We start from the raw sequence: 25103 nt of genomic DNA, 5'->3' as shown, positions 1-25103 counted from the left end.
GTGAGCCCACCCTATTCCGGAATAACGGCGGTCGCCTGGATCTCGATCTTGGCGCGGTCCTCTACGAGGGCGACGACCTGCACGGCGGCCATGGCCGGAAAATGCCGGCCGATGATCTCGCGATAGACCTGGCCGATGCCCTTGAGATTGGCGAGATATTCGCTCTTATCGGTGAAATACCAGGTCATCGAGGTGATGTGCTGCGGCTTGGCGCCGCCCTCGGCGAGAATGGCGACGACATTCTTCAGCGTCTGGCGCACCTGCTCGACGAAATCGTCACTTTCGAATTCGCACGCGGCGTTCCAGCCGACTTGGCCGCCGACGAACACCATGCGACCGGTCGCTGCCATGCCATTGGCATAGCCGATCGGCTTGGCCCAGCCTTCAGGTTGCAGGATGGTGTGCATCGGTCATCTCCAGATGAGAGGTCAGCGCAGCGCGGATATCGTCCGGCCACGCAAGCGATTGATGAGTGTCGAGGGAGGTGGAAACGACACGATGGCGGGCGGTCCATAGGACTTGACCATTCGCCGAAACCTGATGTTCCAGATCGAGCGAGGAACGACCGATGCCGCGCACCGCCACCATGAAATCAAGCTCATCGCCCTGAAAGCCAGGGCGCACGAAGGTCAAGTCGAGCCGTACGGTCGGCACGCCGATGCGGCGGTCGTTGACCAGCGCCTTCCAGGGAAAACCCAACGAGCCGAAAAAATCCTCCAGCACCCCGACGAGGATGTTCAGATACGACGGGAAATAGGCGATCCCCGAGGGATCGCAGTCTCCGAAGCGCAGGGGTCTGGTGGTTTTGAATGCCAAGGCCGGCCTCAGTTCGAAAAAGCGGCGATGCCGGTGATGGCACGGCCGAGGATGAGGGCGTGGATGTCGTGCGTGCCTTCGTAGGTGTTGACGACTTCGAGGTTGACGAGATGGCGGGCGATACCGAACTCGTCGGAAATGCCGTTGCCGCCGAGCATGTCGCGGGCGGCGCGGGCGATCTCGAGCGCCTTGCCACAGCTATTGCGCTTCAGGATCGAGGTTAGCTCCACCGGCGGATGGCCGTCTTCCTTCAAGCGGCCGAGCCTCAGGCAACCCTGCAGGCCGAGGGTGATCTCGGTCACCATGTCGGCAAGCTTCTTCTGGATGAGCTGGTTGGCAGCGAGCGGCCGGCCGAACTGTTTGCGGTCGAGCACATATTGCCGCGCCTTGGCGTAGCAATCCTCGGCCGCGCCGAGAGCGCCCCAGGCAATGCCGAAGCGGGCCGAGTTCAGGCAGGTGAAGGGGCCTTTGAGGCCGGAAACGTTCGGCAGCAGGTTTTCTTCCGGCACGAAGACATTGTCCATGACGACTTCGCCGGTGATGGAGGCGCGCAGGCCTACCTTGCCGTGGATGGCGGGGGCTGACAGGCCTTTCCAGCCCTTTTCCAGGATGAAACCTCTGATAACGCCGTCTTCGGTCTTGGCCCAGACGACGAAGACGTCGGCGATCGGTGCATTGGAAATCCAGGTCTTGGCACCGGTCAGGCTATAGCCGCCATCGACCTTCTTGGCGCGGGTTACCATCGAGCCGGGATCGGAGCCGTGGTTAGGTTCCGTGAGGCCGAAGCAGCCGATCCATTCGCCGGTGGCAAGCTTCGGCAGATATTTCTGCTTCTGCTCTTCTGAACCGAAGGCATTGATCGGCACCATGACGAGCGAGGATTGCACGCTCATCATCGAGCGGTAGCCGCTGTCGACGCGCTCGACCTCACGGGCGATCAGGCCATAGGCGACATAGCCAAGGCCGGCGCCGCCGTACTCCGGCGCGATCGTCGGACCGAGCAGGCCGAGTTCGCCCATTTCACGGAAGATCGACGGGTCGGTCTTCTCATGGCGGAAGGCTTCGAGGACGCGGGGCGCCAGTTTCTCCTGCGCGTAGGAATGTGCGGTATCAAGCACCATGCGTTCATCGTCGCTCAACTGCTCCGTCAGCCGGAACGGGTCGGCCCAGTCGAAAATCTCGCGGCTCATGCTCTCAATCTCCATCAATTTGTCTTCAGAAGTTCGCGCGCAACGATCAGTTTCTGAACCTCCGTCGCACCTTCGTAAATACGAAGTGCGCGTATCTCCCGATAGAGTTTTTCCGTTATTTCTCCTGCCTTGACGCCGCGTCCGCCGAAAAGCTGGACGGCGCGGTCGATGACGGCTTGCGCGGTTTCCGTGGCCGCCATCTTGGCCATGGCCGCCTCGCGCGTCGTCGGCAGATGCTGCACGTCGCGACGCCAGGCCGCCCGATAGGTGAGCAAGGCCGCCGCGTCGATGCCGGTCGCCATATCGCCGAGGGCTGCTTGCGTCAACTGAAGGTCGCCGAGCGTCGCGCCGAACATCGGTCGCGTGCGGACATGCGCCAGCGATTCATCCAGCGCCCGCCGCGCAAAGCCAAGGCTGGCGGCGGCAACGGAGGCGCGAAAGATATCGAGCGTGCGCATGGCAATCTTGAAGCCTTCGCCCGGCGCGCCGAGACGCCGCGAGGCGGGAATGCGGCAATTCTCGAACCGGATCGTCGCCAGCGGATGCGGCGCGATCACTTCGATGCGTTCGGCGATCGAGAAGCCCGGATCGTCAGCGAAGATAACGAAGGCGGAAATGCCGCGCGTGCCCGGCGCCTCGCCGGTGCGGGCAAACACGGTGTAGACGTCGGCGATGCCGCCATTGGAAATCCAGGTCTTTTCACCGTCGAGGACGTAGTGATCGCCATCGGCGCGGGCCGCGCAGTTCATCGCCGCAACATCCGAGCCGGCATCCTTTTCCGACAATGCGAAGGCGGAAAGCCAGTCGCCGGCGCGAACTTTCGGAAGCACGGCGGCACGCAGTTCCGGCGAGCCGGAAAGGCCGATCGCTCCGGTGCCGAGGCCCTGCATGGCGAAGGCGAAATCAGCAAGACCGTCATGCCAGGCAAGCGTTTCGCGAGCGAGGCAGACGAGGCGGGAATCGACCAGCGGATCACTATCTGAGGTGCCGGTTGCTGCCGCGAGGAGGCCGGCACTGCCAAGCGCCTTGACCAGCTTGCGGCAGGCGCCGTCGACATCCGTGTGGTCGATGGCGGCCATAACCGGAGATTTGGCGAAAGTGTCCACTTCAGCCGCGAATTCACGGTGGCGTTCATCGAAGAACGGCCAATCCAGATGATCGCGGCTCGGACCGGGGAGGCTTGATATCGCGGACATCGCCTCAATTCCCCTGGAATTCAGGCTTGCGCTTGGCAGCGAAGGCCTCGAAGGCGCGGCGGAAATCGTGGGTCGCCATGCAAACGGCCTGGGCCTGTGCCTCGGATTCGATTATCTCGTCGATGCCCATCGCCCATTCCTGGTTCAGCATGGTCTTGGTCATGCCATGGGCGAACCATGGCCCATCGGCCAGCGAGCGGGCCAGCTTGACGGCTTCCTGCTCCAGATCGGCGCTGACATGCAGGCTGTTGTAGAAACCCCAGGCATGGCCTTCGGCCGATGTCATCGAACGGCCGGTGAACAGCAGTTCGGCGGCACGGCCTTGGCCGATGATACGGGGCAGGATGCCGCATGCGCCCATATCGGCGCCGGCGAGGCCGACGCGGGTGAAGAGGAAAGCCGTCTTGGCTTCGAACGTCGCCAGGCGCAAGTCGGAGGCCATGGCGAGGATAGCGCCTGCGCCTGCGCATATGCCGTCCACTGCCGAGATAATCGGCTGCGGGCATTTGCGCATGGCTCTGACAAGATCGCCGGTCATGCGGGTGAAGGCGAGAAGCTCGGGCATCGCCATGCGGGTGAGCGGCTCGATGATCTCAAAGACATCGCCGCCGGAAGAGAAATTGCCGCCCGCTCCGGTCAACACCACGGCACGGATGTCAGAGGCGTAGGCAAGATCGCGGAAGAGATCGCGCAATTCGGCATAGCTGTCGAAGGTCAGCGGGTTCTTGCGTTCCGGCCGGTTCAGCCGGATCGTGGCGACGCGACCATCTTCGCTGACCTCCCAGAGGAAATGTTGTGGCTTGTAGTCCTTGAAGGGCTTGAGATGGCCCTGCATCGTCATGTCCCGATCGCTCATCCCGCTAAAACCTCCCCACCGGCAACCGCGATTGCCTGTCCATTGATCGATGCCGCCGCCGGCGATGCCAGCCATAGAACGGTGTCCGCAACCTCCTCGGGTTTGACGAGCCGTCCCTGCGGATTGGATTTGGTGAATTCCGCAAGCGCCTGTTCCGCCGTGCGTCCCGTCTTGGCGACGATGGTGGCGATCGAGCGTTCGATGATCGGCGTATCGGTGAAACCGGGGCAGACGGCATTGACGGTGATGCCAGTCTTTGCAAGCTCCAGCGCCAGTGACCGCGTCAGGCCGACGACGCCGTGCTTAGCGGCAACATAGGCGGAAACGTAGCCGTAGCCGGTCAGGCCCGCCGTCGAGGCAATGTTGATGATGCGCGCGCCGGCGCCATGCGCTTTGAGGTCCGGTAGGGCGGCCTGCGTCACCAGGAAAACGCCGGTGAGATCGACCGTCAGGACGTGGTTCCACATATCCAGGCTGGTTTTTTCGAAAGGCGCAGTCGGTGCTTGGCCGGCATTGTTGACGAGAATATCGACAGGACCGAATTTTTCGCGCGCAATGTTCAGCCTGCTGGCGATCGCTTCGACGCTGGTGATGTCGAAACCGTCGACGACGATGGCATTCGCGCCGATCTCTGCTGCGACGGCCTCCAGCGGTTCTCTTCTTCGCCCAGCGAGCGTCACGCGGGCACCCTCGGCCGCAAGCGCTCGCGCGATTGCCGCACCGATGCCGCTGCCGGCGCCGGTGACGAGGGCGTGACGGTTCGCGAGTTTGCCAGACGTCGTCATGCGTGCCTCACTTCGCCGGCGCGGCGGCGGCCGCGCGGGCAAGATTGGTTTCGTATTGCGTCTTGCCGGAGAGATATTGCTTCGGCCAGGGGATCGAGGTCAGGCCGATCTTGGCGGCTTCGTGCAGCGACCAGGCGGGATCGGCCAGATGCGCACGGGCGACGGCGCAGAGATCGGCGCGGCCGGCCGCGATGATCGAATTTGCGTGGTCGGCCTCCGAGATCGCGCCGACGGCAATGGTCGGAATGCCGATTTCATTGCGGATCTTGTCGGAGAACGGCGTCTGGAACAGGCGGCCATAGACCGGCTTTTCCTCCTTCGACACCTGACCGGATGAGCAATCGATCAGGTCGGCGCCCGCATCCTTGAACATGGCCGCGAAGATCGCCGCATCCTCCGGCGTGTTGCCGCCATCGGTCCAGTCATGGCAGGAAAGACGGACGGACATGGGCTTGTCCTCCGGCCAAATTGCACGCATGGCCCGGAAGATTTCCAGGGGGTAACGGGCGCGGTTTTCATGGCTGCCGCCATATTCATCTTCCCGCAGATTGGTGAGCGGCGACAGGAAGCTCGACAGGAGATAGCCGTGGGCGCAGTGCAGCTCCAGCCAGTCAGCGCCAGTGGTGATCGCTAGCTCCGTCGCGCGGACGAAATCGGCCTTGACGCGATCCATGTCGGCACGGTCCATGGCCTTCGGTGTCTGACTGTTCTTGAGGTAGGGGACAGCGGAGGCTGAGATCAGCGGCCATTCGTCTTCGGCGACCGGCTGATCGATCCCTTCCCAAGCCACTTTCGTTGCGCCTTTACGGCCGGCATGGCCGAGCTGGATGCCGATTTTGGCGGCGCTGTTTGAATGCACGAAATCGACAAGCCGCTTCCATTGTGCCGCCTGTTCTTCGTTCCAGAGGCCAAGGCAGCCGGGGGTGATGCGGGCATCCGGCGTGACGCAGGTCATTTCCGCAAAAACGAGGCCGGCGCCGCCGAGCGCCCGGGAGCCGAGATGGATGATGTGGAAATCGTTCATGACGCCGTTTTCCGCCGAATACATCGCCATCGGCGAGACGACGATGCGGTTGATGAGCGTCACGTCGCGTAGCTGATAGGGCGTGAACATCGGCGGCAGGCAGCGGTCGTTGCCGACGGGAAGGCCGGATTTCCTGGCGAACCAACGCTCGTAGCCTTCCAGCCAGCCCTTATCGCGCAGGCGCAGATTCTCGTGGCTGATGCGCTGGGAGCGGGTCAGCATCGAATACATGAACTGCTCCGGTTCGAGCCTATCGGCATAGCGCCGTCCGACCACTTCGAACCATTCCATCGCGTTGCGCGCCGCATTCTGGATGCGGGCGACATCGACGTGGCGGATCTCCTCATAGGTTTCGAGAACAGCCGGTATCTTGTCTTTGCTATGCCCGTGAATCTGGAATTGCCGGGTCAGCTCGATCGCGTCGTCAATGGCGAGTTTCGTGCCGGAGCCGATGGCGAAATGGGCGGTGTGGGCGGCGTCGCCCATTAGCACGACATGCGAATTGCCGTTGAAATGGCTCCACTTGCCGCAGATCAGACGGTTGAAGTTCAGCCAGGCCGAGCCGCGGATATGGCGGGCATTGGTCATCAGCGACGCGCCGTCGAGCACTTCGGAAAACAGATTTTCGCAGAAGGCGATCGAGCCGTCCTGCTCCATCTTGTCGAGACCGTGGGCGAGATAGGCTTCCTCGGTGGTTTCGACGATGAAGGTCGAGGTCTTGTCGTCGAATTTGTAGATATGCGCCTGGAACCAGCCATGCTCGCTCTTGCGGAAATCGAAGGTGAAGGCGTCGAAGAGCTTGTTGGTGCCGAGCCAGATATAGCGGTTCGGACGGGTGATCATGTCCGGCTGGAAAACGTCGGGATAGTGGTTGCGGATCTTCGAGTTCAGGCCGTCCGAACCAATGATCAGATCGGCGTCGGGGAAATCGAGGTCGGAGGTGACCTCCGTTTCGAAGATCAGCTCGACGCCCAGCGCTTCGCAGCGTTTCTGCAGGATATTCAACAGCTTCTTGCGGCCGATGCCGACGAAGCCGTGGCCGGAGGTGCGCTGGCGCGTGCCCTTGAACCAGACCTCGATATCGTCCCAATGATTGAAGGCGTCCTCGATTTCGGTGGCGCTTTCCGGATCCCATTCGCGCATCGACACCATGGTGGCATCGGAGAAGACGACGCCCCAGCCAAAGGTGTCGTAAGGACGGTTGCGCTCGACGACCTTGATCGAATGTTCGGGATGCAGCTTCTTCATCAGAAGCCCGAAATAGAGCCCCGCGGGTCCGCCGCCGATACAGACGATTTGCATCGCTTATCCCTCCTGTGACGCCGAAGTCGGGTCACTCGAATTATTTAAGTTTAAAATATCTTGTCGCCATCATTCGTCAAGAGTTGTCTTGCGGGATTTCCCGCACGAAATCCGATCCCGACGGTGCAATAAGATCGAAATATGCTTTGGAATCAATGCTCATTAGAAATTATTTTAGGCTTAAAATTTCTTGCTTGAACATTTGTGTCTTCGGTGCAATCATTTTCGACAATGCCGCACGCGCTGCCGGGAGATTGGGTGTTGGGTGGCAATTGGGTCGAGAGGAATGCGGGAGCGAACCATGCTTGGACCGACCGGTCATGCCGATACATTCACGCGGGACAACCTGCCGCCGGCGGGGGAATGGCCGGAGCTGTTGCTGGATGGTTTCGACTATCCCGACTGGTTGAATGCGGGTGTCGAGCTCAGCGACCGCATGGTCGAGCGCGGCTTCGGCGATCACGTCGCGCTGATCGGCAACGGCCGCCGGCGTACCTACAAGGAACTGGCGGACTGGACCAATCGCATCGCTCATGCGCTCGTCGAGAATTTCGGTATCAAGCCCGGCAATCGCGTTCTGATCCGCTCGGGCAACAATCCGGCGATGATTGCCTGCTGGCTGGCGGTGACTAAGGTCGGCGCTGTCGCGGTCAATACCATGCCGATGCTGAGAGCAGGCGAACTCTCGAAGATCATCGACAAGGCGGAAATCTCCTTCGCTCTCTGCGACACGAGGCTGCTGGAAGAACTCGTTGCAGCGGCGAAGGAAAGCCGGTTTCTGAAGCAGGTCGTCGGCTTCGACGGCACCGCCAATCACGATGCCGAGCTTGACCGTATCGCGCTCAACAAACCGGTGCGTTTCGAGGCGGCAAGGACAGGGCGGGACGATGTCGCACTGCTCGGTTTCACCTCGGGGTCGACGGGCGTTCCCAAGGCCACCATGCATTTCCATCGGGATATCCTCATCATCGCCGACGCCTATGCCAAGGAAGTCCTGCAGGTCACGCCAGAGGATGTTTTCATCGGCTCGCCGCCGATCGCCTTTACCTTCGGGCTTGGGGGTCTCGTCGTGTTCCCGTTGCGGTTCGGAGCGTCGACGGCGCTTCTCGAAAACGCCTCGCCGAAGAATATGATCGAGATTATTCAGGAATATGGCGCGACGATCAGCTTTACCGCGCCGACCGCCTATCGCGCCATGCTGACGGCGATGGAGGAGGGGGCGGACCTTTCCTCCCTCCGCATTGCGGTTTCCGCCGGCGAGACGCTGCCGGGGCCGATCTTCGAAGAATGGACGCGAAAGACCGGCAAGCCGATCCTCGACGGCATCGGCTCGACCGAGCTGCTGCATATTTTCATTTCCAACCGGGTCGAGGACGCAAAGCCCAACTGCACCGGCAAGCCGCTCGCCGGCTATGAGGCGCGCGTCGTCGATGATGACATGAACGAGGTTCCGCGCGGCACGATCGGCAAGCTCGCGGTTCGTGGCCCGATCGGGTGCCGCTATCTCGCCGACGACCGGCAGGCCAATTATGTCAGGGATGGCTGGAACCTGACCGGCGACAGCTTCATCGAGGATGAAGGTGGCTATTTCCATTTCGCCGCACGCTCCGACGATATTATTCTTTCCGCCGGCTATAATATCGCCGGGCCGGAAGTGGAGGCGGCACTTCTATCGCATGCCGACGTGCTGGAATGCGCCGTCATCGGTAAGCCGGACGAAGATCGTGGCCATATCGTTCAGGCACATGTGGTATTGATGCCCGGCATCGCCGGCTCGGATTTGCTGGTGAAGACGCTGCAGAATCACGTCAAAGCAGTGATCGCGCCCTACAAATATCCACGGTCGATCGTCTTCGTGGACGCTTTACCGAAAACGGAATCGGGCAAGATCCAGCGCTTCCGACTTAAATAGCTGGCTTACGCCGCATCCTCCTGCGCGGTTGCGCGGCCGAGCCAGGTCGGGTCGATCTCCGGCAATGGTATGGCGTCGAGCAGCATGCGGGTGTAGCCAGAGGCTGGCGCCGCAAAGACACGTTCGCAATCTCCTTCCTCTACGACGCGGCCGCGGCGCATCACATAGACGCGATCGCAAACAGCGCGAATGACGGAGAGGTCGTGGCTGATAAAGGCCATGGACAGGCCGAGGTCGCGGGAAAGCTCCTTCAGCAAATTCAGCACCTGCGCCTGCGTCGAGACATCGAGGCCTGAGACGATTTCGTCGGCAAGCACGAAATCCGGCTCGAGCAGGGCGGCGCGGGCGATCCCTATGCGCTGGCGCTGGCCCCCGGAAAGTTCATGCGGATTACGGTCGAGGCAGGTATGCGGCAGCGTCACCCGGTCGAGGATCGCAGCGACGCGGCGTTCGGCGGCCTGCCGGTCGGTCGCCAGACCATGCAGCAGCAGCGGCTCGACAAGGATACGGCGGATCGTATGGCGCGGATTGAGCGAGGCCATCGGGTCCTGAAAGATCATCTGTATGCGCCGGCGTAGCGGCCGCATCTCGGCGTCCGACAGATGGGTAATATCCTTGCCGTCGAAATGGATCTTGCCGGCGGAAACGTTGACCAGCCGCAGCAACGCTCGGCCCAGCGTCGTCTTGCCGGAACCGCTTTCGCCGACGATGCCGACGGTTTCGCCGCGGCGGATCTCGATATCGACGCCGTGCAATACCTTGTTGCCGCCGTCGGCCGGGCCAAACAGATGGCGTTTGGCGCCGTAGGTGACGTCGAGGCCTTTTGCGGAAAGGAGGATGTCTGGCTGACTCATCTTCCGCTCTCCCGAATGCCGATCTCGCGGCGCAATTGTTCGAAGACTGCTTGCGGCACCGGCGTCAGCCCGGCATCGGGCCGATCATAGCGCGGGCCGGCGGCGATGAGGGATTTCGTATAGACGTGCTGCGGATTGCCGAGCACGTCGGCGGTGCGGCCTTCCTCGATGACCTTGCCAGCGTAAAGCAGGGTGACGGTATCGCAGATCTGCGCGACGACACCGAGATCATGGGTGACGAAGATGACGGCGGTGCCGTGTGCCTCCTGCAGGCCACGGATCAGCCGCAGGATCTGTTTCTGCACCGTGACATCGAGGGCGGTGGTCGGCTCGTCGGCGACCACCAATTTCGGCTCCAGCGCGAAGGCGGCGGCGATCAATATGCGCTGGCGCATGCCGCCGGAAAGTTCGTGCGGATAGGCGCGCAACACGCGTTCGGGATCACGGATATGGACTTCCTCCAGCAACTTTAGAGCCTTCAGCCTGGCATCGCGCGAAGACAGGCCGCGCTTCAGCCGCAAGCCGTCGGTCAGTTGCGCCTCGATGTGGCGGCCGGGATTGAGGGCGGTTTGAGGGTCCTGCGGGATCAGGGAAATCTCGTTGCCCATGATGTCGCGAAGGTCCCTTGCTGGCAGCTTCAGCAGATCGCGGCTTTCGAACAGAATGGAGCCGTGGGTAACGCGCACGGTGCGCGGCAGGATGCCGAGCAGGGCCTTGGCGATGGTGGATTTGCCCGCACCGCTTTCGCCGACGAGGCCGCGGACTTCGCCGCGCTCCAATGTCAACGAGACATTGCGCAGGATCGGTGCGCCGCTGTCGCGGTCCGAGATTGCATTCAAGCCGGTGATAGAGAGAAGCGGTTCGGTCATCGGCGCATCACCGGATCAAGGGCGCGGCGCAGGCCGTCGCCGAGCTGGTTGAAGGCGAGCACCGTGGCGAAGAGGGCAATGAGCGGCACGACGAGCACCCACCAGCCGTCATAGATGATCTGCCTCCCTTGGGCGATCATGCCACCCCAGGTCGGCGTGTCTGACGAAACCGACAGGCCGACGAAGGAAAGGATGGCTTCGACGATGACGGCGATGCCCATTTCCAGACTGACGAGGGCGATCAGCACCGGCGCGACATTCGGCAGGATTTCGCTGAAGAGGATTTTTGCACGCGAGAAGCCGATCGTGCGGGCGGCGGTGACATAATCCATCTGCGCCTGCGCCTGGGTTTCGGAGCGTACGACGCGGCAGAAGCGCGTCCAGTCGATGATGACGATGGCGGCGATGACCGAATGAACGCCGGAGCCGAAAACGGCGACCAAGAGGATCGACAACAATACCGGCGGAAAGGCCATCCAGATATCGACGAGGCGGGAAATCACCTTGTCGATCCAGCCGCCATACCAGCCGGCGACGAGGCCGAGCAGCGTGCCGATTAGGGCTGCCGAGCCCGCCGCAACGAAAGCGACGATAAGGGCGACGCGCGAACCGAAGATGGCACGAGACAGCACGTCGCGGCCGAGATCGTCCGTGCCAAGGAGAAAGCCCGGATCGGAGTCATTGAGCCAAACGGGCGGCAGGGTGCCGGACATCAGGTCCTGCTCCAGCGGGTCTTTCGGCGCGATATAGGGCGCGAAGATCGCAAGGATGATCAGGATCAGGATGAAGCCGCCGCCGAAGATCACCTTCGGTTCCGACAGCAGCGCGCGCAGCCGCATGGCGGTGCGCGACGGTTTGGGGGAGGCGGTCGCGGCGACATCAGCCATGGGCGAGCCTCGGATTGAACGCAGCCACCAACAGGTCGACGGCCAGATTGATGAGAATGAATAGGGCGCCGAAGACCAGCACAAGACCTTGGATCAGCGGCAGGTCGCGATTGATGACGGCGTCGATCGCCATATTGCCCGTGCCGGGATAGGCGAAGATGCGCTCGACGATGACGGTGCCGCCGATCAGGAAGGTGAATTGCACGCCGGTGAGTGCGATCGTCGGACCGACAGCGTTGCGAAGCGCTTCTTGCAGCACCAGGCGCAGGTTCGACATGCCTTTGAGTTTGGCGAGCAGGATATAGTCCTGCACCATTGCCTCCGAGAGCGTTGCCTTCAACACGCGGGCGATAATGGCGGCCAGCGGCAGGCCGAGCGCCAGCACCGGCATGACCATATGGGACGCGATATCGGCTGATATCTGGAAGCGGAAAGTCACCAGGCTTTCGATGAGATAGAAAGGTGTCGCGAATTGCGCATCGATACTCGGATCGATGCGGCCGGAGAGCGGGAAAAGCGGAAAGAGAACGCCGAGGACCAGCACGAGGGCGAGTGCCCAGACGAAATCCGGCACGGCGAGAAAGAGCCCGTTGAGGCTGTCGATGACGGGTTCGAGCGGCGTGCGCCGGACAAGTGTGCCTGTTATCGCCACGGCACCACCTAAGAGAACAGCAAGGATGAGGGCTGCAAAGGCAAGTTCCAGCGTCGCCGGCAGGCGTTCGCCGAGCAAGGAGAGAACGTCACGCTTCAAGGAGATCGAGGTGCCGAAATCGCCCGTCAGAACCGATTTCAGCCAGATGCCGAACTGCACCGGCAGGCTGGCGTCGAGGCCGTAATGGGCACGCAGGGCGGCGATATCGGCGGGACTTGCCCCCGGCGATATCATCATCGCAATCGGATCGCCCGGAACGACGCGCAGCAGTACGAAGACGATCAACGCCACGCCAAATAGCGTAGCTGCGGCCATGAGCAGGCGATTGAGAATGGAGACTGCTATCATGTGTTCAGGATTCCGATGGCATCCGCTGGTGGTGATGAGAGCCCTAAGCCCCTCATCCGCCCTGTCGGCACCTTCTCCCCGTTCTGACGGGGAGAAGGGGAAGGAGGCACCCGCAGCCTACCCCCTAACGACGTGTTCACGCGAGGGAACCGGGGTCGTTCCCTGTCCCCGTCACAACGGGGAGAGGGCTAGGGTGAGGGGCAGCGCCGCAAAAGCGGAGCCAAACATCAAGCCTTTGATACCAGCGTCGGCTGCAAGGCGCCGGAAACATTCGGCGTGACCTTCAGGCTCGACTTGTAGACGATCGGCTGGACATATTGCAGCAGCGGGATCACATAGCCCTGTTCGGCGATGTATTTGATCGCGGCCTTCCAGCCGGCGATGCGTTTGGCCTCATCCTTTTCCACCCAGAGCGGCCCCAGCATGTCGTCGACATCCTTGGTCTTCCAGGCCGAGTGCGGCGAGGGACCGAACATGGCGAAACCGGTCGAGGTCGTGGGATCGCCGATGGCATTGCCCCAATTATAGAAGGCGGCCGGGCCGAGCTTGTGGGCGGCACGTAGCTCGTAGTGCTTGGCGATTTCGTAGACTTCGATGTCGGCTTCGATGCCGACCTTGCGCCACATGCCGACGATCGCCTGGATCATCTCGTAATCCTTCGGCTTGAAGCCACGGGTGGTCTTGATGCCAAATTTGACGGGCTTTTCCGGCGAATAGCCGCTGGCTGCCAAGAGTTTCTTGGCCTGCGCAGGGTCATAGGGGATTTTGATGGAAGGATCGTAGGCGTCATATTCCGGCGCTTCCAGCGTCGAGAGCGGCTTGCCGTAGCCGCGCAGTAGTCGTTTGATGATCGCTTCCTTGTCGATCGCCATGTTGGCGGCAAGGCGGACATTTTTGTCCAACATCGGATCGACATTGCTGATGAAGATCATGCCGATATCGGAGATCGGCGTGGCGACGCCGGCAAGGCCGGATTTCTTTTTCAGGCGATCGAAATCCTCATAGGGGATTTCGAGCGTCACGTCGGAGGAGCCGGACTCGATCTCGGCGACCCGGCTAGTCGTATCGGGCACGAATTTAAAGATGACGGTATCGAAGGCCGGCTTGCCGCCGAAATAGTTCGGGTTTGCCTTCAGCCGCAGGTAGGAATTGCCTTCATAGGCGTCGACCATGTAGGGGCCGGTGCCGACAGGCTTCTTTTCGAAGCCTTCCGCGCCAACTTTGCTGTAGTAGTCCTTGGGCAGGACATAGCCAGTCAGGAAGGCCATCCATTTGAAATAGGTCGGCTCGAAACGGACGACATCGCCGGTGATGCGATTGCCCTCCACCTTGTAATTGTTGGCCGTCGACCAGATGAACTGGATCGGATTGCCGGTTTCCTGTTTGGCGGCGCGCTCCAGCGACCAGACGATGTCGTCGGGCGTGAATTTAGAGCCGTCGTGCCAGGTGACGCCTTCGCGAACATCCATCCAGACCTTGGTCTTGTCGTCGTTCCAGCCCCAGGCGGTGAGCAAGCCCGGCTGGAATTTCAGATCCGGGCCCTGGCCGATATATTGGTCGAAGACCGAGCGATAGATCGCCTGGATTGTGGGGTTGACCGCCGATGGACCGGTGGTCGGGTCGAAAGAGGGCAAATTGACGTTGAAGGCAATGGTCAGCGTGCCGGCTTCGGCGGCTTCCACGCTCGTCCTGCCCGCGAGAATTCCAGCAATAAAAGCGGCCGCGCCGAGGCTCAATGCCTCGCGCCGAGTAAGCGTTGTCATGGTCACTCCGTTCCCCTGTTAAGCGGCAGAAAAGCGTGACGCCCGCCTGCCGCTGGCGATTTATTTTCGGAATGTTTTAATCTTAAAATAAGCCTCCCGAACCGGCAAGCGCTTTCTCTGGGCATTCCGCAGATTCCGGCTCAGCTTTTTGAGCGATGATTTAGGCGGTGAAGCTCATAATTTATGCATACACATATATGTACGTTCGTCATTTATGACTCAAAATAGTATTTTTCCGAACCTCAACCCTATGTATGGCTCTGGCAATTAGGCGGGTTTTGGGGTTTCCCATTTGTTCATTGACAGCCAGACGGCGTTCAAAATATGATTTTGCAAATGATTTAAGAGCAAGCCCGATAGGGCAAAGGGGTAGCTTCGATGGCCGAACGGTCGTTTGCGCGCGAAGTCGAGGATCTGAAGCTCGGAGAAGGCGATATTTTCCGCGGCGAAGGCATTCTCGCGATCACCAAGGCGCTGTTGCAATCCGGTGTTTCCTATGTTGGTGGCTACCAGGGATCGCCGATCTCCCATCTCATGGATGTGCTGGCGGATGCCAAGGACGTGATGGAGGACCTGGGCGTCCATTTCGAGACGTCCGCCTCGGAAGCTGCTGCTGCCGCCATGCTGTCGGCTTCGGTCATGTATCCGGTGCGCGGCGCCGTTACCTGGAAATCGACGGCGGGCACCAACGTTGCCTCCGATGCGCTCTCCAACCTCTCATCCGGCGGTGTCACCGGCGGCGCGCTGATCATCATCGGCGAAGACTATGGCGAAGGCTCCTCGATCATGCAGGAGCGCAGCCATGCCTATGCGATGAAGTCGCAGATGTGGCTGCTCAATCCGCGTCCAAACCTGCCGTCGATCGTGCAGGCGGTCGAGGAGGGCTTCGAACTGTCGGAAGCCTCCAACACGCCGGTCATGCTGCAGGTCGGCATCCGTAGCTGCCATGTTCACGGCCAGTTTGAAGCCAAGGACAACAAGCGGCCGAACTATACGCTCAAGCAGGCGCTGGAAAATCCGGTACGCGACGTCAACCGCATCGTGCTGCCGCCGGCTTCATTCCTGCATGAGAAGGAGAAGCTGGAAAAGCGCTGGCCGGCCGCTGTCGACTTCATCAAGAAGCGCCAGCTCAACGAGTATTTCGGCCCGTCCGAGGGCGAAGTCGGCATCATCCTGCTGGGCGGCATGTATAATGGCGTCATGCGCGCGCTGCAGCAGCTAGGCCTTGCCGATGTCTACGGCAACTCCTCGGTGCCGCTTTATGTCCTCAATGTCGCCTATCCGCTGGTTGACGATCAGATGGCCGAATTCTGCGCGAACAAGAAGGCCGTGTTGATGGTCGAGGAGGGCGCGCCGGAATATATCGAGCAATCGCTCAACACCATCCTGCGCCGTCGCGACATTCAGACCAAGGTCTCTGGCAAGGATGTGTTGCCGATGGGCGGTGAATATACCCCGCCTGTGCTGGTGAAAGGCATCAAGAATTTCCTGGAAACGCATCAGCGCATCTTGCTCGGCAACCAGCCGCCATTGCCGGACCCGACGCCTGTTCTCAACGACCCGAAGGTCAAGGCGCTAACCGAAGTCGTGCCGCCGCGCCCGCCGGGTTTCTGCATCGGCTGTCCCGAGCGGCCGATTTTCGCGGCGATGAAGCTGGTCGAGAACGAACTCGGCCAACATCACATCTCCGGCGATATCGGCTGTCACCTGTTCTCGATCCTGCCGCCGTTCAATATCGGCAGCACCACAATGGGTTACGGCCTCGGCCCGGCGGCCGCCTCCGCCTTCAATGTCGCCGCCGATAAGCGCGCCATTTCCGTGATGGGCGACGGCGGTTTCTGGCATAACGGCCTGGCGACGTCGGTCGGCAATGCCGTTTTCAACAAACAGGATGGCGTCATCCTCGTCGTCGACAACTATTATTCGGCGGCGACCGGTGGCCAGGACATTCCATCTTCGCGCGCGCTGAACCCGCGCCGCAAGACCAACAATTCGATCGTCAACGCGGTCAAGGGCATCGGCGCCACCTGGGTCCGCCAAATCGACCGGACCTATGACGTCGGCAAGATGCGCGACACGTTGCGCGAGGCGCTGACGTCGAAGGAGCCAGGACCGAAGATTATCGTCGCCTCGTCGGAATGCATGCTGAATAAGCAGCGGCGCGTAAAGCCGCAATTCGCCAAGGCGGTGAAGGACGGCAAGCGTATGGTCAAGGAGCGCTTTGGCGTCGATGAGGATGTGTGCACGGGCGATCACGCTTGCATCCGTCTTTCCGGCTGTCCGTCACTGTCGGTCAAGCATACCGATGATCCACTGAAGGACGATCCGGTGGCGGCAGTCGACAATAATTGCGTCGGCTGTGGCAATTGCGGCGAAGTGGCGGAGGCGGCGGTGCTCTGTCCCTCCTTCTACCGCGCCGATATCATCCATAATCCAACCGGCTGGGATCGGTTCCTCGCCCGCATGCGTGCCGCCGTCATCGGCTGGCTGCAGGCCCGCCGCCAGGCCGGCCGCATCGTCTTTGCGGATTGAGGGATCGATATGAACGAGCATGTCAGCATGACCGACATAGGCACCCAACGTCTGTCGACCGACAAGCCGCTGTCGCTGGCCGTCCTTGCCATGGGCGGGCAGGGCGGCGGGGTCTTGGCGGACTGGATCGTCGGGCTTGCCGAAGCCGAAGGCTGGATGGCGCAGACTACCTCCGTTCCCGGCGTGGCGCAGCGCACGGGCGCGACGATCTACTATATCGAGATGTTGCCGGCCCGGGATGGTCACGCGCCGATCTTTTCGCTGATGCCGACGCCGGGCGATGTCGATGTCGTTATGGCTGCCGAGCTGATGGAAGCCGGCCGGTCCGTGCTGCGGGGTCTCGTCACGCCCGACAAGACCGTGCTGATCGCCTCGACGCATCGTTCCTTCGCTGTCGGCGAAAAGGAGAAGCCGGGCGACGGCATCGGCAATCCGGAAGTGGTGGTCGACGCCACGGATTTTGCCGCCAAGCGCACCATCGCCTTCGATATGGAGGCGCTGGCGGTGAAGAACGGCAGCGTGATTTCCGCCTCGATGTTCGGTGCACTGGCAGCTTCCGGAGCATTGCCTTTCGCCAAACAGGCTTTCGAGGCGATGATCCGCGCCGGGGGCAAAGGTATCGAACCCAGCCTGAAGGCCTTCAACGCCGCTTTCGATCGCGCCAAGGACAAGCCGCGCGATGCTGTTTCCGCGACGCCAACAAAGCATTTCGATGCCTTGCCGGAAACGGCCGGTCACCCGGCGCTCGACGGTCTGGTGCATCGCATCCGTTCCGAGTTTCCGGAGGAAGCCTGGCCGCTGTTGTTTGCCGGCATCAAGAAACTCACAGACTATCAGGACCCGGCCTATGCCGATGAATATCTGACCCGGGTTGCAGCGCTCTACGCGTTCGATCGTAAAGCCGGCGGTGAGGCGAAGGGTTTCGCTTTCACGGTGCAGGCGGCGAAATACACCGCGGTCGCCATGGCCTATGACGATGTCATCCGCGTCGCCGATTTGAAGGTGCGCGCTTCGCGCTTCGATCGCGTGCGCAAGGAAGTGGGCGCCAAGGATGACCAGATCGTCTACATGACCGAATATATGCATCCGCGCATGGAAGAGGTCTGCGGCACCTTGCCGAAAAGTCTCGGCCTCTGGATCGAGAGCCGGCCCAAGCTTTTCGGTCGTCTCGATCGCATCGTCAACAAGGGCCGCCGTGTGCAGACGGGCACGCTGTTTTGGTTCCTCGGTCTTTATGTCGTTTCAGCGCTGCGCCGCACGCGTCGAGGTACGCTTCGGCATGCGCGCGAAGTCGAGCATCGGGAGGCCTGGCTTTCCGTTGCCACCAATCTCCTCGGCACCAACTATGATCTCGCTGTCGAAGTGCTGAACAATCGCCGTCTGGTAAAGGGCTATTCGGACACGCATGCGCGCGGTCTGTCGAAATTCGATCGCGTGATGTCGGCGCTATCGATGCTGCGCGATCGTGACGACGGAGCTGCGTGGATGCGTCGGCTGAGACAGGCGGCGCTGATGGACGAGAAGGGGATTGCGTTGGACGGTGCGCTGAAGACGGTGGCGACGCTGTGATAGGTGTGTTTCAGCCACCCGCCCTCGTGTCGAGGCTCCGAGCCTTCGGTCCTCCGCACCTCACCATGAGGGCTAGCCTTCGCGCCAATTGCGAATTTCGCTCCGCCTCATCCTGAGGTGCATCTTAACGTGTAGCGGAAAGATGCCTCGAAGGACGGGGCGGCCACAGGCGTCACCCCTGCCTTGCCTCAAATCTCATGCTTGCGGATATTGTGCAGTACCTTGTGCAGCGTCGAGATGAACGCCCGGTATTCCGTTTCTTCCACGCCATCGAACATCTGCAGAAACAGATCGTACATGGTCGGCCAGACCTTTTCGAAGGCGGCGCGGCCTTCTTCGGTGATGGAGACGTCACGGATGCGCATGTCCTCGGTGCGGGGCTGGCGGCGAATGAAGCCCTGTTGCTCCAGGGAGTCCAGCGTGCGGCTCATTGTCGATTGTTCGGTAACGGCAAAGACGGAGAGTTCGTTGATGGTGACCGAGGAGGAGACGCTGAGAACGGCGAGCGCCCGCATTTTTGCGGTCGTCATGTCGTATTCGCGCAGCTCTTCCGACATGTTGATGTTCCAGCGGGCCATCAGCCGGTTCATCAGATAGGGGGCGAAATGATTGAGCCCTATTTCGCCCATGGTCGGACGCTTCTCGGTATTCTCTTGGCTACGCCGCAAAACGGTGCCTGAAAACCGCTCCTCCATTAGACGATATCTCCCTGTGGAATCCTGTTATCTTAATGATGACGCGAGCAGGAAACCCGAGCCGCCGCCAAGACCCGGGCCGGGATGCGTCGAAGCACCAATGTGGTATAAACCTGCTACGTGCGTGCGGTGGTTAACAGACGACTTGAAGGGGCGCCAGAGGAAAAACTGGTCGATGCCGCAGTAGCCGCCATAGGGGTCGCCGCCGACGAGATTCATGTTCATGGCTTCGAGATCGGCGGGTGAATAGGAGCGCCGGGCGAGCTTTATGCCGGCGAAATTCTCGATGTGGCTTTCGAGCAGCGCCTCGATGCGGTCGGCATAGCGCTCTCGTACTTCCTCTGTCCAGCGGCCGTCCGGCGGTATGGCGATCTCGCCAGCCGCATCGCCCTTGATGTGCCGCGGCGCTTCGGGAAGCTGCAGCCAGAGGATCGATTTACCCTCCGGCGCACGGCTGGGATCAAAGGAAACCGGCTGGCCGATGCAGACGGTTGGTTCAGCCGGCAGCAGCCCGCGTTCGCATTCGTTGGCGGCGCGCGAAACGCCGTCGAGGCCGGGTGTCAAATGAAGAAGAGCGACCTTGCCAAGTTCGTCATCAGCCTTCCAGCGTGGCGGTTCGGATAGGGCGTAGTGTATCTGCATATTGCCTTTGCCGTAACGATAGCGGGCAACGCTGGTTTTGACGTCCGGAGGGAGGGGCGACGGCCAGTCCTTTATCAGCCGCTCGTAGAGCTGGTTTGGTGTCACGGAGCAGATGACGCCGGCATTGGCGTTCAGGGTTTCGCCACTGGCAAGCTTGACGCTGCCGGCGCGTCCGCCAGGACCGGGGGTGACACTTTCGACATCGGCGCCGGTACGGATCTCGCCGCCATTGTCCTTGATCAGCCGTTCGAAGGCTGTCAGCAGCGCGCCCGCGCCGCCTTTGACGACGGGAGCGCCCGCGAGCTCTATGGCAAAGCCGATGACCTTCAGCATCTCGGCCGAATAGGCGCTTTCCGGCCCGAGGCCGCAGTGCAGCACCCAGGGCGCCCAAAGCGCATGAATATCTTCCGAGCGATAGGTGGTTTCCAGATAGCCGCGGGCCGGCATCAGGGCGTTGCCGAACCAGGCGGCGAGTTTGCGCAAACCGCGGCCCCAGCCTTGTTTTGCGACGGTCTTCAAAGTGGATCCCGACCAAAGTGCTCCACCGAGCAGCGCAAACAGGAAGGGAGCGTCGGCGGCAAGCGCATCCATCTCGCGCAAGAAAGTCTGGCCATCGCCGAGCGACAGCTCGTCGAAGGTGGCGATGTTGCGGCGTCGGTCCTTCGAGAAGATGACGTGCGAACCATCCGGCCTCAGCACGCCGGTCGGCAGATCGGCGTGGGCGAATTCGAGGCCGCTGGCCTCCAGATCCTTTCCGATGGCGCCATAGGCCGGCGACGTCAGGAACAGCACCATCGTCGTTGCCATGACATCATGGATGAAGCCCGGTTCGGTGATCTCCTCGCTGCGCAGGCAACCGCCGATGCGATCGTTGCGCTCGAGGACGAGCACCTTGTGTCCCTTCTTGCCTAGCATGGCGGCCGCGACCAGCGCGTTGATGCCGCTGCCGACGATAATGTAGTCATGGTCGCTCATGCCGCCGCCCCAGGCAAAGAGGAGTTTCAAAGAAGAGGGTCAAAACATCCCCACGCTTCGACCCTCCCAGTCCATCATGCCACCAGCGCCAGCGCCCGCACCGGAGAGCCCGTGCCCTTGACGAATTTCAGCGGCGCGGCAATCAGCACGGCGCCCTTGGGCGGAAGCTGATCGAGGTTGGAGAGGCTGGCGAGGCCGTAGCGATTGTTCTTGTGCATCAGGTTATGAGCCGGGAAGGGCGGGTTCATGCCGCCCGCGGAGCCGGCGTCGGTGCCGATCGTTTCCGAACCCCAGCCGATGATGCCCTTCGTCAGCAGATATTCGATCGCCTCGGCGGTCGGGCCCGGAGAATGCGGGCCGTTTTCATCGGCATTGAGAAAGGCTTCGGTTGAGCCGTTGCGCTTGTACCAATCGGTGCGCAGGACCACCCAGGTGCCGGCTTCGATAGCGCCATGCTCGGCTTCCCATTCCTTGATGCTGTCGACCGTCAGCAGATAGTCTGGATTGGCCGCGGCTTCCTTCGAGCGGTCTATGACGTTGACGGGGGCAACGAAGTTCTGCGGCGGGATGGTGTCGGTCGTATTGTTCGGATTGTCCTTGCCGGTGATCCAATGGCAGGGCGCGTCGAAATGCGTGCCGGTGTGCTCGCCGAGTTCCAGCCAGTTCCAGGCCCAGAACGGACCGTCCTGATTATATTCGGAAATCTTGTGCACTTTCACCGACGGCGTGTTCTTGCCGAACTGCGGCGGCAGGTAAAGCACCGGCGTTTCGGGGCCGAGCGGCGCGGTCAGATCGACGACCTTGATGGAGCCAGAAACGAGAGCCGTGGCTAAGCTGGCAAGAGTATTGGTGGTCATGTTGGGTTCCCCTTGGTTTGGTATGGTCTTGTCCGAGAACCCCGCCGGAGCCTTCGGTTCAGGACCAAGCTCGAAAGCCGTTGCCGCCGAGCGCGCGGCCGCGTTCCTCACGACGCAAAGGCCGTCCAGCGGCGGCTGGATGATGGCGAGCCTATGTTACAATATATGATATTGCAAGCATTCCGCCGGTGGCTCGGGGATCAAAAATGGCATAGGTGAGCCGTCATCTGCAACACATGCAATCGCCGGAAAATAAAGGCTATTTATGCGTTATTTTCCTGCGGAAACGACATTTGGTTGTGGTCGTTCACGGCAATTTTCCGCCGCCGGTACTTGAAGCTTAAAGCTCAAAATGTATGCATATGCCAATAATAATCACGACATAAGAGGGATCAAATCAATGAGCTATGATGCGATCATTGTGGGTGCCGGTCATAATGGCTTGGCGGCAGCGGTGCATCTGGCGGCGAAAGGCTGGAAAGTCGCCGTCATCGAGGGCAATGCCGAGCCGGGCGGTGCCGTGAAAACCCGCGAGGTGACGCTGCCGGGCTTTCGGCATGACCTCTGCGCCATGAATCTCTCGATGTTCGCCGGCTCCGCCTTTTTCGCGCTGTACAAGAACGAGTTGACCGCCGAGGGTCTCGGCTTTGCGCCGGCGGCCGATTGTTTTGCCAGCGTCTTCCGCGACGGCACCTATCTCGGTGTCAGCACCGATCTGGAAAAGACCGCGGGTGCGATCGCCGATATTTCGCCGCAGGATGCTGCTGCCTGGCGGGCCATGCTGTCGGAATTCGGTTCGGATGCGCCGCATATTTTCGGCCTGCTCGGTGCACCGATGCCGTCGGCGGCTGCGGCAGGAGTCGTCTGGAAGGCGTGGCGGGCAAAGGGGGCCGGCTGGCTCTATGACACCGCGAGGATGCTGTTTGCCTCGCCGCGCGATTTTCTCGATGCGCGATTCCAGAATGCCAAGCTGAAGACGATGATGGCCGCCTGGGGGCTGCATCTCGATTTCGCTCCCGATGTCGCCGGCGGTGCGCTTTTTCCCTATCTTGAATCGATGGCCAACCAAGCCTTTGGCATGGTGATCGGCAAAGGGGGCGCCGATACGATTGTCAAGGCGATGGTCGGCGTGCTCAAGGCCAAAGGCGGCGAGCTGATGTTAGGCACGCGCGTCGACAAGATCGTCACCAGCGGCGGCAAGGCGACTGGTGTCGTGCTCGCCGACGGGCGCCGTTATGAAGCCAAGCGCGCTGTCATCGCCAATGTCCATCCGCAGATCCTGTTCGGAAAGCTTCTCGATCAGGATGCTTTGCGTCAGGAGTTCGACCGCAGGCTTGCCCGCTTCCGCGCCGGACCCGGTACGATGATGATCCATCTGGCGCTCTCTGGTCTGCCGGATTGGACGGCTGGCAAGGAGCTCAAGACATTCGCCTATGTCCACATTGCGCCGGATCTCGAGATGATGTCGCGTGTCTATGCCGAGGCAATGGGCGGGCTTTTACCGGTCGAGCCGGCATTGGTGGTGGGCCAGCCGACGGCGATCGACCCGTCGCGTGCGCCGGATGGACAGCATGTGCTCTGGGTACAGGTGCGTGTTCTGCCGGCGGAGTTCAGTCGCGATGCGGCTGGTGAGATCAATGGAGGAAGTTGGGACGAGGTGAAAGACGCCTATGCCGAGCGTGTGCTCGACATCATCGAGCGGTACGCGCCGGGTTTGCGGACGAAGATATTGGGCCGGTCGGTGTTTTCGCCCCTCGATCTCGAACGTGAAAATCCCAATCTGATTGGTGGCGATAATCTTTCCGGCAGCCACCACCTCGACCAGAATTTCCTGTTTCGCCCGGTCGCCGGCTATTCGCGCTACAAGACGCCTGTCGGCTCGCTCTATATGTGCGGCGCGTCTACCTGGCCGGGCGCGGGTACGGGCGCCGGCTCCGGCTTCATGCTGGGCAAAATGCTGGCGAAATGACTGTCTTCGAGCTTGACGCGTAAACCTTTGACATTTGAAATATTGCTCCGTAGACCGTTCGTGTATGAAATTGCAACGCGGTGATTTGAGCTGACATCATGGCTGAGTCCGAAAGTGAAACCGTCGATCTGGAAATCATCGTCCAGGGGACGCAAGAGGGCAAAAAGCAGGAGCTGCGGCTCTGGCTGCGCATGCTGTCGACCACAAAGCTGATATCGCAGGAAATCCGCCGCCGCCTTCGCAACGAGTTCGGCGCGACCTTGCCGCAATTCGACCTAATGGCCCAGCTCTATCGTGAGCGCGAGGGCCTGCGGCTTGGCGAACTTTCCAAGCGTACGATGGTCACCAACGGCAATGTGACGGGATTGGTCGAGCGCCTGGAAACAGATGGCTTGGTGCTGCGTGCGACGCCCGACGGTGACCGGCGGGTGACGGTCGCCAGGCTGACGAAGAAGGGCGAGGAGCTGTTCACCGCCATGGCCGCCGCCCATGAGGGCTGGTTGCGGGACATGATGGCCGATGTCGATCCCGCCATCATCGCCGAACTCTGGAAGGATATTGGCGGGGTGAAATCGTCCGTCAACAATCACCTTTCCGGTGCTGCCTTCGATTGATGGCTGTTACGCCTACCGGTTCAGCTTTTCACGGAATCGCAGAACCGCTCTATCTCTTTGTTCTTTCGCAATTCCGGACGGAAAACCGCTACGCACTTTTCTTGGAATTGCTCTACCGCGCCTTCTCGCTCTTGAATCTCTTTTCGAGCACGCTCACAAGCCGCACCATCGGCCAGAGCAGGATGATATAGATCAGCGCGGCCATGATCAGCGGCGAGGGGTTAGCATAGAAGCCCTGCGCATTCTGTCCCTCCTTCAAGAGTTCCGGCAAAGCCACGGTCGAGGCGAGCGACGTATCCTTGAACATCGAGACGCAATTGCTGGTGGTCGGTGGAATGACGATGCGGATCGCCTGCGGCAGCACGACCTTATAGAGCGTTACCAGGAAGGGAATGCCGAGAGCGGCGGCGGCTTCGAACTGACCGCGCGGCACGCTTTCGATGCCGGACCGGAAGACTTCCGCGGAATAGGCGGCCAGCACGATCGAGAATCCCAGGATCGCGGACCACCAGGCCGAGAAGCTGATGCCGACAAAGGGCAGGGCGTAGTAGATCAGGATCAGCACCACCAGCATCGGCATGGCGCGCATGATGTCGATATAGGCGACCGTCAGCAGCCGGAGGGGCTTCGGCGCATAAAGGCGGATCAGGCTGATGACGAGCCCGCCGGAAACGCCGATGAGGATGCTGACGATGCCGAGTGCCAGCGTCATCCAGAGACCGCGCAGCAATTGGGGGAAGGCCGAAATCATGACGTCGGAATTGAAGAAAGTATCGACGAGCGACATTGGCACTCC

At 61.1% G+C, this 25103-nt stretch carries 21 protein-coding genes; 5 read left to right on the top strand and 16 right to left on the bottom strand.

The window, feature by feature from the left end; genetic code table 11:
- Positions 1-11 precede the first annotated feature (11 nt).
- Genes ACXHXG_RS11160 through ACXHXG_RS11130 form a run of 7 tightly spaced genes read right to left on the bottom strand, consistent with a single transcriptional unit; the run spans position 12 to position 7169 of the window.
- Positions 12-407 carry a RidA family protein gene (locus ACXHXG_RS11160; protein ID WP_104824096.1) on the bottom strand — a complete coding sequence of 132 codons (396 nt, stop codon included), beginning with the start codon at positions 405-407 and terminating at the stop codon, positions 12-14.
- Positions 385-816, bottom strand: a complete 432-nt coding sequence (locus ACXHXG_RS11155; RefSeq protein WP_104824095.1) for an acyl-CoA thioesterase — start codon at positions 814-816, stop codon at positions 385-387. The genes ACXHXG_RS11160 and ACXHXG_RS11155 overlap by 23 nt, the downstream gene beginning before the upstream one ends.
- 8 nt (positions 817-824) lie before the next feature.
- Positions 825-2006, bottom strand: a complete 1182-nt coding sequence (locus tag ACXHXG_RS11150; protein ID WP_107109450.1) for an acyl-CoA dehydrogenase — start codon at positions 2004-2006, stop codon at positions 825-827.
- Between the two features lie 14 nt (positions 2007-2020).
- On the bottom strand, positions 2021-3202 hold the full coding sequence (locus ACXHXG_RS11145) for an acyl-CoA dehydrogenase family protein (RefSeq protein ID WP_457899302.1): 1182 nt from the start codon (positions 3200-3202) through the stop codon (positions 2021-2023).
- Between the two features lie 4 nt (positions 3203-3206).
- Positions 3207-4058 (bottom strand): enoyl-CoA hydratase family protein, encoded by an 852-nt coding sequence (locus ACXHXG_RS11140; protein ID WP_457899301.1) that lies wholly within the window; start codon positions 4056-4058, stop codon positions 3207-3209.
- A complete protein-coding gene (locus ACXHXG_RS11135) occupies positions 4055-4843 on the bottom strand; it encodes an SDR family NAD(P)-dependent oxidoreductase (protein WP_457899300.1) in 789 nt (262 codons plus the stop codon). Before ACXHXG_RS11135 ends, ACXHXG_RS11140 begins: the two co-directional genes overlap by 4 nt.
- A 7-nt stretch (positions 4844-4850) precedes the next feature.
- Positions 4851-7169 carry a bifunctional salicylyl-CoA 5-hydroxylase/oxidoreductase gene (locus ACXHXG_RS11130; RefSeq protein WP_457899299.1) on the bottom strand — a complete coding sequence of 773 codons (2319 nt, stop codon included), beginning with the start codon at positions 7167-7169 and terminating at the stop codon, positions 4851-4853.
- Between the two features lie 301 nt (positions 7170-7470).
- Here ACXHXG_RS11130 and ACXHXG_RS11125 point away from each other — a divergent pair, with 301 nt between their 5' ends.
- Positions 7471-9081 carry an AMP-binding protein gene (locus ACXHXG_RS11125; RefSeq protein ID WP_457899298.1) on the top strand — a complete coding sequence of 537 codons (1611 nt, stop codon included), beginning with the start codon at positions 7471-7473 and terminating at the stop codon, positions 9079-9081.
- A gap of 5 nt (positions 9082-9086) precedes the next feature.
- On the opposite strand, the gene ACXHXG_RS11120 is transcribed toward ACXHXG_RS11125, so the two are convergent.
- The 5 genes from ACXHXG_RS11120 to ACXHXG_RS11100 all read right to left on the bottom strand — a co-directional run bounded on the left by ACXHXG_RS11120 (position 9087) and on the right by ACXHXG_RS11100 (position 14454).
- Entirely contained in the window at positions 9087-9935 is an 849-nt protein-coding gene (locus ACXHXG_RS11120) for an ATP-binding cassette domain-containing protein (protein WP_457899297.1), read from the bottom strand.
- Positions 9932-10804 carry an ABC transporter ATP-binding protein gene (locus ACXHXG_RS11115; protein WP_457899296.1) on the bottom strand — a complete coding sequence of 291 codons (873 nt, stop codon included), beginning with the start codon at positions 10802-10804 and terminating at the stop codon, positions 9932-9934. The genes ACXHXG_RS11120 and ACXHXG_RS11115 overlap by 4 nt, the downstream gene beginning before the upstream one ends.
- On the bottom strand, positions 10801-11691 hold the full coding sequence (locus ACXHXG_RS11110; RefSeq protein ID WP_457899295.1) for an ABC transporter permease: 891 nt from the start codon (positions 11689-11691) through the stop codon (positions 10801-10803). Before ACXHXG_RS11110 ends, ACXHXG_RS11115 begins: the two co-directional genes overlap by 4 nt.
- Positions 11684-12691 (bottom strand): ABC transporter permease, encoded by a 1008-nt coding sequence (locus ACXHXG_RS11105; RefSeq protein WP_457899294.1) that lies wholly within the window; start codon positions 12689-12691, stop codon positions 11684-11686. Before ACXHXG_RS11105 ends, ACXHXG_RS11110 begins: the two co-directional genes overlap by 8 nt.
- Positions 12692-12918: 227 nt before the next feature.
- Entirely contained in the window at positions 12919-14454 is a 1536-nt protein-coding gene (locus ACXHXG_RS11100; RefSeq protein ID WP_104824085.1) for an ABC transporter substrate-binding protein, read from the bottom strand.
- Positions 14455-14832: 378 nt separating this feature from the next.
- Here ACXHXG_RS11100 and ACXHXG_RS11095 point away from each other — a divergent pair, with 378 nt between their 5' ends.
- Positions 14833-16986 carry a thiamine pyrophosphate-dependent enzyme gene (locus ACXHXG_RS11095; protein ID WP_457899293.1) on the top strand — a complete coding sequence of 718 codons (2154 nt, stop codon included), beginning with the start codon at positions 14833-14835 and terminating at the stop codon, positions 16984-16986.
- Positions 16987-16995: 9 nt separating this feature from the next.
- Positions 16996-18555: an indolepyruvate oxidoreductase subunit beta family protein gene (locus tag ACXHXG_RS11090; RefSeq protein WP_457899292.1), complete on the top strand. Its 1560-nt coding sequence runs from the start codon at positions 16996-16998 to the stop codon at positions 18553-18555.
- A gap of 188 nt (positions 18556-18743) precedes the next feature.
- Here the strand turns inward: ACXHXG_RS11090 and ACXHXG_RS11085 are convergent, their stop codons facing one another.
- The 3 genes from ACXHXG_RS11085 to ACXHXG_RS11075 all read right to left on the bottom strand — a co-directional run bounded on the left by ACXHXG_RS11085 (position 18744) and on the right by ACXHXG_RS11075 (position 21724).
- Entirely contained in the window at positions 18744-19250 is a 507-nt protein-coding gene (locus tag ACXHXG_RS11085) for a MarR family winged helix-turn-helix transcriptional regulator (protein WP_285167737.1), read from the bottom strand.
- 27 nt (positions 19251-19277) lie between these two features.
- Positions 19278-20867 carry a phytoene desaturase family protein gene (locus ACXHXG_RS11080; RefSeq protein ID WP_457899291.1) on the bottom strand — a complete coding sequence of 530 codons (1590 nt, stop codon included), beginning with the start codon at positions 20865-20867 and terminating at the stop codon, positions 19278-19280.
- A gap of 74 nt (positions 20868-20941) precedes the next feature.
- Positions 20942-21724 (bottom strand): cyclase family protein, encoded by a 783-nt coding sequence (locus ACXHXG_RS11075; RefSeq protein WP_457899290.1) that lies wholly within the window; start codon positions 21722-21724, stop codon positions 20942-20944.
- A gap of 400 nt (positions 21725-22124) precedes the next feature.
- On the opposite strand from ACXHXG_RS11075, the gene ACXHXG_RS11070 reads away from it, so the two are divergent.
- Both ACXHXG_RS11070 and ACXHXG_RS11065 read left to right on the top strand, forming a co-directional pair.
- Positions 22125-23693 carry a phytoene desaturase family protein gene (locus ACXHXG_RS11070; protein ID WP_457899289.1) on the top strand — a complete coding sequence of 523 codons (1569 nt, stop codon included), beginning with the start codon at positions 22125-22127 and terminating at the stop codon, positions 23691-23693.
- A 98-nt stretch (positions 23694-23791) separates the two neighbouring features.
- Complete coding sequence (locus ACXHXG_RS11065; protein ID WP_457899288.1) at positions 23792-24307, top strand: MarR family winged helix-turn-helix transcriptional regulator; 516 nt, start codon at positions 23792-23794, stop codon at positions 24305-24307.
- Between the two features lie 112 nt (positions 24308-24419).
- Here ACXHXG_RS11065 and ACXHXG_RS11060 read toward each other — a convergent pair whose 3' ends face one another.
- Entirely contained in the window at positions 24420-25094 is a 675-nt protein-coding gene (locus ACXHXG_RS11060; RefSeq protein ID WP_457899287.1) for an amino acid ABC transporter permease, read from the bottom strand.
- Between the last annotated feature and the right edge of the window lie 9 nt (positions 25095-25103).

This window comes from Rhizobium sp. LEGMi-198b, assembly GCF_054114205.1.
The sequence above is the reverse complement of the archived record's forward strand: the minus strand, read 5'-3'. Positions and strand labels throughout refer to the sequence as shown.